Below are 13,263 nucleotides of genomic sequence, written 5' to 3'. Positions count from 1 at the left end.
ATGCTCCATAAAAGGATCGCGAAGGCCGGCCGTTTAGCATTGCATCGACACGGGCGCAACGCGGCTTGGCCCGGGGAGCATGGCTGCCATGCGCCGGCAGGTCTTGCCCGGGCCGGGGGAATCGCTAAATTGCCCGACAGAGGACGACCTCTCCCATAGCGGGCCCAATATCGGGAAAGAATGTCCGGGACGGCCCGGCGCCCCCAAGGAGGGTCGCCATGGCCTGGGTCTATCTCATTATCGCCGGATTGCTGGAAGTCGTCTGGGCTTTCTCGATGAAGAAGTCGGAAGGTTTTACGCTTCTCACCCCCACCATCGTCACCATCGTCATGATGACCGCCAGTTTCGGCCTGTTGTCGGTGTCGATGAAGACGCTGCCGCTCGGAACCGCCTACACGATCTGGACCGGCATTGGCGCGGTCGGCGCTTTCGCCGTCGGTGTCGCCGTGCTCGGCGAAGCGGTAACGCCGATGCGCGTGCTTGCCGCCGCCCTCATCGTTGCCGGGCTGGTGATGATGAAGCTGTCGAGCAGCCATTAGGGTTCGGCCGCTGACGCCTTACCTTCTCCCCCTGTGGGAGAAGGTGGATCGGCGCGCAGCGCCGAGACAGATGAGGGGTGCTGGAAGAAGCGAGACGGCGCAAAGCGATCGCCCGTTTCAACAGCACCTCAGTCCGGAAAAGTAACACGCCGTCCAACACCCCTCATCCGACCTCGCCTTCGGCTCGGCCACCTTCTCCCACAAGGGGAGAAGGTAAGGCGCCCAGGCACCTCACTGTCAGGTCATGGCAGCAAGCATCGACATCGCGAAAAAAACCGTCCTTTATTCTGTCGGGACCTGTCCGGCCGAAACGTCATCCTGATGACGGCGGCCGGTGGTCGGCGCCTTCGGCAGTTTCCTGCTTATTCGGGAGGCAGACGGACATGGGTGCTTCTTCCTATCGTTGGGTGATCGTCGGCGCCGGCGCGCTGATGACCTGCGTCGCGCTCGGCGCGATGTTTTCGCTGGCAATCTTCCTCGAACCGATCTCGGTCGACACCAACTGGTCGCGCGCCGGCATTTCCAGCGCGATGACGCTGAATTTCCTCGTCATGGGGGTCGGCGGCTTCATGTGGGGCGCGGCCACCGACCGCTACGGCCCGCGCATCGTCGTGCTGATCGGCGCGGTCCTTCTGGGCCTGGCGCTCGTTCTGGCCAGCCAGGTGCACACACTGCTCATCTTCCAGATGACCTATGGCGTGCTGGTCGGGCTGGCGGCCAGCGCCTTCTTCGCGCCGATGATGGTCACCACCACGGCCTGGTTCGACAAGCACCGCAGCCTCGCGGTCTCGCTGGTCTCGGCCGGCATGGGTGTCGCGCCGATGACGATTTCGCCCTTCGCGCGCTGGCTGATCACCGCCTATGACTGGCGCACCGCCATGTTCGCCATCGGCGTGATGTCCTGGGTACTGCTCATCCCGGCGGCGCTTCTGGTGCGCCGCGCGCCGCAGAATCTGGCCAATGACGAAGCGGGCTCCGAACTGGCCAGCGAGGGCGGCGGCATGACCGTCGGCCAGGCGCTGCGGTCGATGCAGTTCCTGGTGCTGGGCATGACCTTCTTTGCCTGCTGCATGGCGCATTCCGGCCCGATCTTCCACATGGTCAGCTACGCCATGGCCTGCGGCGTGGCACCGATGGCGGCGGTGTCGATCTACAGCGTCGAAGGCCTCGCCGGTCTCGGCGGCCGGCTGGTGTTCGGCGTGCTGGGCGACCGGCTGGGCGTCAAGCCCGTGCTGGTCGCCGGCCTGCTCATCCAGGCGGCGGTGATCGCGGCCTATCTGATGGTCAGCAAGCTCGGCGAGTTCTACGCCCTCGCGGTGATCTTCGGCGGCACCTATGGCGGCGTCATGCCGCTCTATGCGGTGCTGGCGCGCGACTATTTCGGCCCGCGCATTCTAGGCACCGTCTTCGGTGCGGCCACCATGCTCTCCAGTCTCGGCATGGCCTTCGGTCCGCTGGCCGGCGGTTGGGTCTACGATGCCTATGCCAGCTATTCCTGGCTGTTCATCGGCTCGGCGATCGTCGGGCTGGGTGCGGTGGCCATCGCGCTGGCCTTTCCGCCGGTGCAGCGCCAGCAACTGCAGCCGGCTTGACTGCCGCATATCGGGGTCGAGCAAATGCGCGCTGCGCGGCCTCGGCTGCGTGGTGCTTTGTGGCGGTCGGGGGCGCGCCACCGATCTTGCGTCACGTCGCCCGGGGCGTTCCGATCTCGTAGACGACGAGATTGCGGTCGGTGATGCCGAGCGTCGGCCAGGCGGCGCGCCAGGCCTTGATGTGATCGGAGGAAAAATGCGCGTCGAGCGATGCCTGGTCGCGCCAGATCTCCTTCACATGGATGCGTCCGGGGATCAGCACGTCCTCGGCGTAGGAATATTCCACGCAGCCGAATTCCGCGCGGCTCCCCATGATCATGCGCTCCATGACGGGCCTCGCTTCGGCCAGTTTTTCGGGCGGCAGGCGGACGGTGCCGACAATCAGAAGCATCGTTTCACTCCAACAAAGAGGGCGGGTAACGGCGCGCGTTTTATGCGGGTGCGCCGAGATAGGAGAGGGTGGCGGTGACGAGGAAGACGATCCAGGCCGGGTGTCGGCCCCTCGTGCCGATCAGCCAGAAGACCGCGCACAGGGTGAGGAAAGTCGCGATGGCGACCGCGAGGCCGGCAAGGCTGCGATCGGGCCTTGCCATCCAGAAAAACAGTGCTGCCAGCCCCCAGCCGAAAAGCGTCGCCAGATGCCAGGTGCTGCGCAGGGCGGCAAGATGGCGCCGCCCGAGCAGTTTCGAGCCGTCGCTCTGTGTTGCCTGAACAGCGAGACTGCGGAAGATCAACATTTCGCCCAACACGCTATGCGCAAGTCCGAGAAGAACGGCTGCTGCTGCTGCCGCGAGAAAATACACGTTCATCGATCGTCCCCCAAAGAAATCCCGTCGTGTAGCGACACCCGGCGTCAGGACATACAGCGTCACCGGTTGCGTCCATTGTCGCGGCCTGATTGCAGCGTAGACGAAATCGACGCCGGCGCGTTGGAGAAACTGCGCGTCGCGGCGGGAAACCGGATGTTGAAACCTCCGATACCCCAGATTCCCTTAGGCCGCCGAAATCTCTAGACTTGGCGCATGACCGAATCACAGACCCTCATCCTCGGCTGCGCCGGAAAATCCCTCACCCGTGAGGAAAAGACCTTCTATCGGGGCGAAAGCCCGTGGGGGTTCATTCTCTTTGCCCGCAACATCGCCGAGCCGGAGCAGATCCGCGACCTCGTCGCCGAGATGCGCGACTGCGTCGGTCGTCCGGGCGCGCCGGTCTTCATCGACCAGGAGGGCGGGCGCGTGCAGCGGCTGAGGCCGCCGCTGGCGCCGAATTATCCCGCCGGCGGCGCGCTCGGCGCGCTCTACCGCGACAATGAGGACGCCGGCCTGCGCGCGGCGTGGCTGCACGCCCGGCTGCACGCCTTCGACCTTCTGCGCTACGGCATCACCGCCGACTGCCTGCCCGTGCTCGACGTGCCGGTGGAGGGCGCCAGCGACGTCATCGGTGCGCGCGCCTATGACAAGGAACCGTCCATCGTCGCAGCCCTCGGCCGCGCTTCCGCCGAGGGGCTGATGGCCGGCGGCGTCATTCCGGTGATGAAGCACATTCCCGGCCACGGCCGCGCCTCCGCCGACACGCATTTCGAATTGCCGACGGTGACGACGTCGCTGAAGGAGTTGCGCAAGCATGATTTCGCCCCATTCCAGGCGCTGAACGACCTGCCGATGGCAATGACCGCGCATGTCATCTTCAGCGCGGTCGATCCGAACAATCCCGCGACCACGTCCGGCAAGGTGGTCGAGGAGATCATCCGCGGCGAGATCGGTTTCGACGGGCTCCTGGTGTCGGACGACACCTCGATGAAGGCACTTTCTGGGGATTTCCAGACAAAGGCGGCCTCGATCCTTGCGGCGGGCGTCGATCTGGTCCTTCACTGCAACGGCGTCATGGAAGAAATGGCCGCCGTCGCCTCGCGGGCCAAACCGCTCGTAGGCAAGGCGCTGGAACGGGCCAACCGGGCACTTGCCTCGGTCAAGGGCCATGACGGCAAGGACGAGGCGGCACTGCGCGCCGAATTCGCGGAATATTTCGAGGCGGTCGCGTAACCGCATGGAGTGAGAAAAGAGGCAAGGTGGCTGAGTTAGCGGAGAAAAAGCCCGGCAAGGCCGCGCCGATGGACCGCCTCTGGGCCGAGGGTGACGACGAGCGCGTCACCGGCGACCCCGAACTGGTCGTCGATGTGGACGGTTTCGAAGGCCCGCTCGATCTGCTTCTCCATCTCGCCCGCAACCAGAAGGTCGATCTCGCCCGCATCTCGATCCTGGCGCTGGCCGAGCAATATCTGGCCTTCGTCGAGAAGGTGAGGGCGCTGCGGCTCGAACTCGCCGCCGACTATCTGGTGATGGCGGCGTGGCTCGCCTTCCTGAAATCCAAGCTCCTCATCCCCAAGCAGCCCGGCGAAGAGGGCGAGAGCGGCGAGGAACTGGCGGCGGTGCTGCAGTTCCGTCTGCGCCGGCTGGAAGCGATGCGCGATGCCGCCGCGCGCCTCGTCAACCGCAACCGGCTCGGCCGCGACGTCTTCCAGCGCGGCCTGCCGGAAATGGTCATCGTCGAGAAGCGCAACGAATATTCGGCGACGCTCTACGATCTGCTTACCGCCTATGCCCAGCAGCGCCAGCGCGAGGCGATCTCCACCGTGCGCATCGCCAAGCGTGGCGTGTGGTCGCTGAAGGAAGCGCGCACGATCCTTGCCCGGTTGCTCGGCACGTCGGCGGACTGGACCGCGCTCGACTGTTTCCTGATCGAATATCTGGCGAGCCCGGCCGAAAAGCGCACGGCGATGGCGTCGTCCTTCGCGGCGACGCTGGAACTGGTGCGCGAAGGCAGCATGGAAATGCGCCAGGACGAGGTGTTCGCGCCGCTCTACCTGCGCGGACGCCAGCGCGCCAAAGCAGTCGAGGTCGCGCAATGAGCGAAAGCCGCAACGCTTCGGTCATTCCCTTCAAAGATGGGCCCTTCAAGGCGGATGACGAGGACGACGCCCTGGCTCAGAACCCGGCCGAGCGGCTGCATCTGGCCGAAGCCGCGCGCATGGCCGAGGCCATCGTCTTCGCCAGCGCCGAGCCGGTCAGCGAGAAGCAGCTCGCCCAGCGCCTGCCGGACGGCGTCAACATCGCCGCCGCCATGGCCGAACTGCAGGACATCTATTCGCGGCGCGGCGTCAATCTGGTGCGCATCGGCGATTGCTGGGCCTTCCGCACCGCCGGCGATCTCGCCTTCCTGATGAGCCGCGACACGGTGCAGCAGAAGAAGCTGTCGCGCGCCGCGCTCGAAGTTCTGGCGATCATCGCCTACCACCAGCCGGTCACCCGCGCCGAGATCGAGGATATCCGCGGCGTCGAGACCTCGAAGGGCACGCTGGACACGCTTCTGGAGACGGAATGGGTGAGGATGCGCGGCCGCCGCAAGACGCCGGGCCGCCCGGTGACCTACGGCACCACGGACCGTTTCCTCGACCATTTCGCGCTGGAGGAAATCCGCGACCTGCCGGGCATGGAGGAGCTGAAGGGCGCCGGCCTGTTGTCGACCCGCATGCCCGCCAATTTCTCGATACCGCTGCCGCCGGCCGATCCCGACGAGCTGACCGAGGACGAGGATCCGCTGACCGATATCGACCTCGAGGAGCTCGGTCTTTTGACGCCGCGCGTCACGGAAGAGTGATTGGCGCGGTCGTCGAAACCGGTCCATGCGCTGATTGGTAGCGGCAATATTGCCGAAAAGAGCCTGACAATAAGCAGGACATGATAAAACCTGTCGTGGTTCCGTTTGAAACCGGCTGCGAAAACGCATAGATCAGCGGCAGGGAAATCAAATCAAGAGAGATAAACAATGGGTTCGTTTTCGATTTGGCACTGGCTGATCGTTCTGGTCATCGTGCTGCTGGTGTTTGGCCGCGGCAAGATTCCGGAGCTGATGGGCGACATGGCCAAGGGCATCAAGAGCTTCAAGAAGGGCATGGCCGACGATGAGACGGACGATGCCCGCACGGTGGAGCACCGCTCCGACGAGACCGTTTCGACCATGAAGGAAAAGGCCGGCAAGAGCTGAGCCTTTCCGTTCGTCGAAGCCTTTAGCAGCGTTAGTCGGAAGCCATAGCCATGTTCGAGGTCGGCTGGAGCGAGATGCTGGTGATCGCGATCGTGATGATCGTGGTCGTCGGCCCCAAGGATTTGCCTGCCATGTTGCGCACCTTTGGCCGCACCACAGCCAAGCTGCGCGCCATGGCTGCCGATTTCCAGAAGCAGTTCAACGAGGCGCTGAAGGAAGCCGAGCTTGACGAGGTCAAGAAGTCGGTCGACGAGTTGCGCAGCCTCAACCCGGCCGCCGAGATCCGCAAGCAGCTCAATCCTTTCGAGCAGGCGGCGGCGGATGTGCGTGCCGGCGTCGACGATATGATGAAGCCGAAGCCGGCGCCGGACCCGCAGACACCGGCGTCGAGCGAGCCGCAACCCGCCGATCCGCTGAAGAACGGCGCCACGGTTCTGCCCGGCGTCGACGGTCCGCAGGCGATGCCGGCTCAGCCCGTCATTGCCGCCGCTGAAGCGGGCACCGCCCGGGCCAAGACGACGCGCCGCAAGACAGAAGCTGTTGAGGCGGTTGCCAAGGCTCCAGCCAAGGCCGCGGCGAAGCCGGCCGCCAAGGCGACGGCGACGAAAGCCGCGTCGGCGAAACCCGTAGCCGCCAAGGCCGCTGCCCCGGCGACGAAGCCGGCTGCTGCAAAGGCGCCTGCAACGAAGCCGGCCGCCACCAAGCCTGCCAAGACAACTGCGAAATCGGCTGCCAAGGCGGTCAAACCTGCCAAGCCCGAAGCTTCGGCGCCAGCGAAGAAGACGGCGAGGACCGCCAAGTGAGCGTTTCGGAACGGGAAGAAATCGAGAAATCCAGCGCGCCGTTGATCGAACATCTGGTCGAACTGCGCCGCCGGCTGATCTGGTCGATCGCCGGCTTCTTCGTGGCCTTCCTGGTCTGTTTCTTCTTCGCCAAGAAGCTGTTCAACCTGCTCGTCGTCCCGTTCAAATGGGCGACGCAATGGGCCGGCCTCGATCCGCACAAGGTCGAGCTGATCTACACCGCGCCGCAGGAGTTCTTCTTCACGCAGGTGAAGCTCGCCATGTTCGGCGGCATGGTCATCGCCTTTCCGCTGATCGCCACGCAGATCTACAAATTCATCGCGCCCGGTCTCTACAAGAACGAGCGCGCCGCTTTCCTGCCGTTCCTCATCGCCTCGCCGATCCTGTTCCTGATGGGCGCGGCGCTGGTCTATTTCTTCTTCACGCCCATGGTGATGTGGTTCTTCCTGGCCATGCAGCAGACGGGAACCGACAACCAGGTGCAGATTTCGCTGCTGCCCAAGGTTTCGGAATATCTCAGCCTCATCATGACGCTGATCTTCTCCTTCGGCCTGGTCTTCCAGCTTCCGGTGGTGACCAGCCTGATGACCCGCGTCGGCATGTTGTCGTCGCAGGGGCTGGTCGACAAACGCCGCTGGGCGATCGTCATCGCCTTCGTCGTTGCTGCCATCCTGACGCCGCCCGACCCGATGAGCCAGATCGGCCTCGCGCTGCCCACCATCATCCTCTACGAGGTGGCGATCTGGACCTCGCGCATGATCGAGAAGAACCAGGCCCGCGAGAAGCTTGAGCGCGAGAAGGCCGAGGCGACGACGGAAACGGAAAAGTCCGGCGAGGCGGGTTCCTAGGAATTGTTGACCCTGCGGCTTGGGTGTGATTCCGAGCCGTAGCGTTCCGCTTCTCCGGCGGTTCTGAACCGCCGCTGCCGCCACGAATGTTCCGGCATGGATTCCCGACACGCTCCGCTCCCTGCGGTCGCTCACGCGGCCGGGAATGACGGATGTCCGTGAGCGCTTTCGCCAATCGCAGCGGTTTCAGAAGGGCGTCGTTTCGTTGGCATGGAGCACTGGCTGCTGTCGCAGCGACACCGATGCAACGCCGGGCATGGACAATTGGCGAGACCGTCCATGCATCTCGTCATTCCCGACCGCGTGAGCGAGGAACGAGCGGGGCGTGTTGGGAATCCATGCCGGAACGCTGACGCGTCGGCGCGGTGCAGGATGTGGATAGAAGGGGTGGTGGTAGGCGCGAACCCAAAGAAAGAACCGTTTCCCTCCAATCCCTTGCCGAAAACCACGCGAAAATCGTTCGCGGATTTGTCCACGTCCTCGCGGCACACGCCACAATCGGCCCATCGCCCTCACGGGAACCTGGTGCGCACCGGGTATCAGGGAGGGCGCCGGTGCCGGACTGGCAGCGCTAACGGTGGCGGTGTCTGGTGACGAGCCCTAAGTCCGGGCCCTGGAAAAACCCGGCCGCCGAAAATGGCGGCTCGAGGCCCGAAGTCTGCCGTCGCGAATGACGGCGAGGTCGGTCCGGGGCAAGAACACTGGCGGGGCGCCCGGAAGGCGCCACGTACTGTTTGCTAAGAGGCACCGACCCGGCGCCCCGCTTCCCACCCCTTTGCCAATGGCCAGGGCCGAAAGGCAGCGTGGCGATGTAATCGCGTGGAAAGGACACTCCGCTGCCGTCAAGGTGACACGGTCTCGCCCTTGCATCCGGCGCCGAGGAGCGTTACCCCACGGCTCTCCCTTCAGGATGGACGGACAATGCTTGATATCAGATGGATTCGCGAAAACCCGCAGGCCCTCATCGACGCGCTGGTGAAGCGCTCGTGGTCGTCGGCCGACGCGCAGTCCACTGTCGAGGACATCGTTGCCAAGGACGAGGCGCGCCGCGCCCATCTCGGCCGCCTGCAGGAAGCGCAGGAGCGCCGCAACACCGCCTCCAAGGAGATCGGCAAGGCGCTCGGCATGAAGGACGCCGAACTGGCTGAAAAGCTGAAGGCCGAGGTCGCCGAGATCAAGAGCTTCATCCAGGGCGGCGAGGCCGAGGAACGCCGGCTGGACGAGGCGCTGGAAGGCACGCTGGCGGTGATGCCCAACATTCCGCTGCCCGACGTGCCGGTCGGCAAGGACGAGCACGACAATGTCGAGGTGCGCAAGGTCGGCACCATCGCCACGCGGCCCAACTGGGTGAAGGAGCATTTCGAGATCGGCGAGGCGCTCGGCCTGATGGATTTCGAGCGCGCCGCCAAGCTGTCGGGTTCGCGCTTCACCATTCTGCAAGGCCAGTTGGCCAGGCTCGAGCGGGCGCTTGGCCAGTTCATGCTCGACCTGCACACGACCGAGCATGGCTACACCGAAGTGCAGCCGCCGCTTCTGGTGCGCGACGAGGTGCTGTTCGGCACCGGGCAGTTGCCGAAATTCGAGGAAGACCTGTTCTTCACGCCGCATGGCGAGAGCCGGCTCGGCCTCATCCCGACGGCGGAGGTGTCGCTGACCAATCTGGTGCGCGAGGAGATCGTCGCGCATGACAGGTTGCCGCTGCGGCTCACCGCGCTCACCCCGTGCTTCCGGTCGGAAGCGGGCTCGTCCGGCCGCGACACCCGCGGCATGCTGCGCCAGCACCAGTTCTACAAGGTCGAGCTGGTCTCCATCACCGACCAGGAAGGCTCGATCGCCGAACACGAGCGCATGACGCAATGCGCAGAGGAAGTGCTGAAGCGGCTCGGCCTGCCATACCGCACCGTGGCGTTGTGCACGGGCGACATGGGTTTTGGCGCCCGCAAGACTTACGACATCGAGGTCTGGCTGCCCGGCCAGAACGCCTATCGCGAAATCTCGTCCTGCTCGGTCTGCGGCGACTTCCAGGCGCGGCGCATGAACGCCCGCTACAAGGACCGCGAGGGCAAGGGCAATCTGTTCGTGCACACGCTGAACGGTTCGGGCGTGGCGGTCGGCCGCGCGCTGATCGGGGTCATGGAAAATTATCAGAACGAGGATGGCAGCGTAACGATTCCTGAAGCGCTGAAGCCTTACATGGGCGGCCTGGAAAGAATCGAATCGAAATAATGCGCATTCTTCTGACCAATGACGACGGCATTCACGCCGAGGGCCTGGCCTCTCTGGAGCGCATCGCCCGCACGCTTTCCGACGATGTCTGGGTGGTGGCGCCGGAGACCGACCAGTCCGGCTACGCGCATTCGCTGTCGATCTCCGAACCTTTGCGCCTGCGCAAGATCAGCGAGAAGCACTATGCGGTGCGCGGCACGCCGACCGACTGTGTCATCATGGGCGTACGCAAGATCCTGCCCGGCATGCCGGACCTGATCCTGTCGGGCGTCAATTCGGGCGCCAACATCGCCGACGACGTCACCTATTCGGGCACCGTTGCCGGCGCCATGGAAGGCACGCTGCTCGGCGTGCGTTCCATTGCCGTCAGCCAGGCCTATTCTTATGTCGGCGAGGACCGCGTGGTGCCTTACGAGACCACCGAAGCGCTGGCGCCGGCGCTGCTGAAGAAGCTGGTGGCCATGCCGCTGCCGGAAGGCGTGCTGCTCAACGTCAATTTCCCGAACTGCACGCCGGACGAAGTTGCCGGCACCGTGGTGACCTCGCAGGGCAAACTGGTGCATTCGCTGTGGGTCGACGAGCGCCGCGACGGGCGCGGCCTGCCTTATTACTGGCTGCGTTTCGGCCGCGAGCCGGCGGAAGGCAAGGCCGGAACCGACCTGCACGCCATGCGCAACCGGCTGGTTTCGGTGACGCCGCTGCACCTCGACCTGACCGCCTACGAGATCCGCGACCAATTGACGAAGGCGCTTGCATGATTGCTGGTTTCGACGAACGCGAGGGTTTCGCCGCCTTCCTGCTTCGCCTGCGTGGCAAGGGTGCCGTGCCGAAACCGCTGATCGCCGCCTTCGAGGCGACGCCGCGTCCCGCCTTCATCTCGGGCCAGTTCCACTCCATCGCCTGGACCGACCGTATGCTGCCGATCGAGTGCGGCGAGGCCATGGAGGGCGCCGACCTGCAGGCGGCCGTCATCACCGCGCTCAACATCGAACCCGGTCACCGGGTGCTGGAGATCGGCACCGGTTCGGGCTTCACCGCCGCCGTCATGGCAAGGCTCGCGGCGCGCGTTGTCACCGTCGACCGCTACAAGACGCTGATCGAACTCGCCAAGCAGCGGTTCGAGGCGCTTGGCATCACCAATGCGTTCGCCCGTCACGCCGACGGCTCCAACGGCCTCGTCAATGAGGGGCCGTTCGACCGGATCATCGTCTGGGCTGCTTTCGATGCCTTGCCGCGCTTCCTGCTCGACCAGTTGTCGAGCGGCGGTTCGGTGATCGCGCCGATCGGGCCGGAAGAGGGCGAGCAGGTGCTGGCCAAGCTGATCAAGGTCGGCAGCCGCTTCGAGCGCGAGGACATCGGCACCGTGCGTTTCCAGCCGATCCTGCCAGGCGTCGCCGCCATCATCTGACGGCAGGCCAACTGCGGCGCCCTTATCCGGACAAATATTTTAAGAAAAATTTCGACGGATTCTAACGGTTTAACTGACCAGTAACATTAACGCGCTTTAATCCAGTCCAGTGAGTACCGGGTAAGTGCGGGTTATTGCGATGCAGTTCAAATCCTTGAAGGCAAACAAGCGCAATTTGACGCGTGGCTGCGCCATGTTGCTGATCATCGGCGCGGTGTCAGGGTGCAGTTCCCAGGTCGCCCGCTTCGGCGGTGTCGACACGATGGCGACGGCCTCGACCGACAACCAGCGCTCCATCATCGAAAAGCAGCCGGTTTCGCAGCCCTATCCGGGCGATGTCCAGGCTCCGGCTTCCAACAACACCTATTCGCGCGCTTCGGTCTCGCGTTCGAGCCTGCAGCCGGTTTCCGCCCAGCCATTGCCGCCCGTCGCCAATTCGGTTTCGGCCGCCGCCACGACGGCTGCGGCGCCGGTGCTGGCAAAGGGTGCCGCCAAGGTGGCCAAGGTCGATCAGACCCTCACCGGCGGCATCAACCAGGTGCAGGCGCCGGTCAATTCCGCAATCGCCAGCGCCCAGACTGCAGCCGAGGACGTGAAGGGCTGGTCACGTGCCGGTGGTACGCAGATCACCGCACGTGAAGGCGAGACGGTGTACAATCTGTCGCGTCGCTATGGTGTGCCGGCCGACGTCATCTTGAAGACCAATGGTCTGGCCGACGCCAACGGGCTGCGTAGCGGCCAGAAGCTGGTCATCCCGACCTATGTCTACACCAACAAGGCGCCGGTTTCGGCGCCCGACAACGATCCCAATGTCGCCGACGCCAAGTCGTCGCGAGGCACCAAATACGACGTGCCGGCCAACAAGATCCCGCTGCCGGCCAACGCACCGGGCGACAAGGTCGCCGTTTTGCCGCAGCAGCCGAAGGTCAAGGAAGGCAAGGGCGTCGCGCAGGTCGATTCTTCCGCCGCAGCCAGCGATCCGAAGACCAAACCCGGCAAGGAAGCACAGGTTGCAGCCGTGCAGCCGAAGGCAAGTGCCGGCGGTTATGTCGTCCAGAAGGGCGATACGCTGTCGTCGGTTGCCAAGAAGATGGGCGTCACCACAACCGCGCTGAAGCAGGCCAACGGCATGCAGGACGGGTTGCTGCGCATCGGCCAGACGCTGAAGGCGCCGGCTGCCGGAGCCGCGACCGTTGCGGCCGCCAAACCAGCCGCTCCGGCTGCGGCGGCACCGGTGGACGCGGTCAAGACGGCCTCGATCCCGCCGCAGGAAAAGCCTGCCGCGACGCTCGCCACCTATACGCCGCCGAAGAAGGACCAGAAGGTCATCCAGCAGGCCGAGAGCGATGCCGCCGAAGCGCCTGACTCAACCGGCATCGGCAAGATGCGCTGGCCGGTGCGCGGCCGCGTCATCACGGGCTTCAAGGCCGGGCAGGGCGGTATCGACATCGCCGTGCCGGAAGGCACGCCGGTCAAGGCCGCGGAGAACGGCGTCGTCATCTATGCCGGCGACGGTCTCAAGGAATTCGGCAACACCGTGCTGGTGCGCCACGAGGATGGACTGGTCACCGTCTACGGCCATGCTTCCTCGCTGGAAGTGCAGCGCGGCCAGAAGGTCAAGCGCGGCCAGGAGATCGCGCGCTCCGGTATGAGCGGCACCACCGACGCGCCGAAGTTGCATTTCGAGGTGCGCAAGAATTCGTCGCCGGTCGATCCGCAGACGTTCCTGGAGTAAGGCTTTCCCGAACAGGATAGGCCTCGAATAGAAGAGCAAGAACGATTTCGGGCTGTCGACCTCCAGTC

Annotated in this window: 14 protein-coding genes; 12 read left to right on the top strand and 2 right to left on the bottom strand. The window is 64.7% G+C overall.

All coding sequences use genetic code 11. The features are described from left to right. Positions 1–218: 218 nt before the first annotated feature. Complete coding sequence (locus QFZ88_RS02955) at positions 219–539, top strand: DMT family transporter (protein WP_024926347.1); 321 nt, start codon at positions 219–221, stop codon at positions 537–539. Between the two features lie 383 nt (positions 540–922). Next, the gene (locus tag QFZ88_RS02950; RefSeq protein ID WP_024926348.1) at positions 923–2,131 is read left to right on the top strand and encodes an MFS transporter; all 1,209 of its coding nucleotides are present in this window, start codon (positions 923–925) and stop codon (positions 2,129–2,131) included. 91 nt (positions 2,132–2,222) lie between these two features. Here the strand turns inward: QFZ88_RS02950 and QFZ88_RS02945 are convergent, their stop codons facing one another. Both QFZ88_RS02945 and QFZ88_RS02940 read right to left on the bottom strand, forming a co-directional pair. Next, the gene (locus QFZ88_RS02945; RefSeq protein ID WP_024926349.1) at positions 2,223–2,522 is read right to left on the bottom strand and encodes a putative quinol monooxygenase; all 300 of its coding nucleotides are present in this window, start codon (positions 2,520–2,522) and stop codon (positions 2,223–2,225) included. 40 nt (positions 2,523–2,562) lie between these two features. Further along, a complete protein-coding gene (locus QFZ88_RS02940) occupies positions 2,563–2,940 on the bottom strand; it encodes a hypothetical protein (RefSeq protein ID WP_024926350.1) in 378 nt (125 codons plus the stop codon). Between the two features lie 213 nt (positions 2,941–3,153). On the opposite strand from QFZ88_RS02940, the gene nagZ reads away from it, so the two are divergent. The 10 genes from nagZ (at position 3,154) to QFZ88_RS02890 (ending at position 13,195) form a co-directional block, all read left to right on the top strand. Continuing rightward, on the top strand, positions 3,154–4,173 hold the full coding sequence (nagZ, locus tag QFZ88_RS02935) for a beta-N-acetylhexosaminidase (protein WP_024926351.1): 1,020 nt from the start codon (positions 3,154–3,156) through the stop codon (positions 4,171–4,173). A gap of 68 nt (positions 4,174–4,241) precedes the next feature. Continuing rightward, on the top strand, positions 4,242–5,039 hold the full coding sequence (locus QFZ88_RS02930; protein WP_024926352.1) for a segregation and condensation protein A: 798 nt from the start codon (positions 4,242–4,244) through the stop codon (positions 5,037–5,039). Next, positions 5,036–5,788, top strand: coding sequence for an SMC-Scp complex subunit ScpB (gene scpB, locus QFZ88_RS02925; protein WP_024926353.1), 753 nt, complete (start codon positions 5,036–5,038; stop codon positions 5,786–5,788). The genes QFZ88_RS02930 and scpB overlap by 4 nt, the downstream gene beginning before the upstream one ends. 168 nt (positions 5,789–5,956) lie before the next feature. Next, a complete protein-coding gene (locus QFZ88_RS02920; RefSeq protein WP_024926354.1) occupies positions 5,957–6,175 on the top strand; it encodes a twin-arginine translocase TatA/TatE family subunit in 219 nt (72 codons plus the stop codon). A 50-nt stretch (positions 6,176–6,225) separates the two neighbouring features. Continuing rightward, positions 6,226–6,978 carry a Sec-independent protein translocase protein TatB gene (gene tatB / locus QFZ88_RS02915; RefSeq protein ID WP_024926355.1) on the top strand — a complete coding sequence of 251 codons (753 nt, stop codon included), beginning with the start codon at positions 6,226–6,228 and terminating at the stop codon, positions 6,976–6,978. Next, positions 6,975–7,826, top strand: a complete 852-nt coding sequence (tatC, locus tag QFZ88_RS02910) for a twin-arginine translocase subunit TatC (protein WP_024926356.1) — start codon at positions 6,975–6,977, stop codon at positions 7,824–7,826. Before tatB ends, tatC begins: the two co-directional genes overlap by 4 nt. Positions 7,827–8,747: 921 nt before the next feature. Next, positions 8,748–10,052 (top strand): serine--tRNA ligase, encoded by a 1,305-nt coding sequence (serS, locus tag QFZ88_RS02905; protein WP_024925346.1) that lies wholly within the window; start codon positions 8,748–8,750, stop codon positions 10,050–10,052. Beyond that, positions 10,052–10,810: a 5'/3'-nucleotidase SurE gene (surE, locus tag QFZ88_RS02900; RefSeq protein ID WP_024925345.1), complete on the top strand. Its 759-nt coding sequence runs from the start codon at positions 10,052–10,054 to the stop codon at positions 10,808–10,810. The genes serS and surE overlap by 1 nt, the downstream gene beginning before the upstream one ends. Next, positions 10,807–11,460, top strand: coding sequence for a protein-L-isoaspartate(D-aspartate) O-methyltransferase (locus QFZ88_RS02895; RefSeq protein WP_024925344.1), 654 nt, complete (start codon positions 10,807–10,809; stop codon positions 11,458–11,460). Before surE ends, QFZ88_RS02895 begins: the two co-directional genes overlap by 4 nt. A gap of 139 nt (positions 11,461–11,599) precedes the next feature. Further along, positions 11,600–13,195: a peptidoglycan DD-metalloendopeptidase family protein gene (locus tag QFZ88_RS02890; protein WP_024925343.1), complete on the top strand. Its 1,596-nt coding sequence runs from the start codon at positions 11,600–11,602 to the stop codon at positions 13,193–13,195. Positions 13,196–13,263: the final 68 nt, after the last annotated feature.

Source organism: Mesorhizobium sp. YL-MeA3-2017 (assembly GCF_030814575.1).
Taxonomy (GTDB): domain Bacteria; phylum Pseudomonadota; class Alphaproteobacteria; order Rhizobiales; family Rhizobiaceae; genus Mesorhizobium; species Mesorhizobium terrae.
Note: the sequence above shows the minus strand (reverse complement) of the source record. Positions and strands in the feature narration are given on the sequence as shown.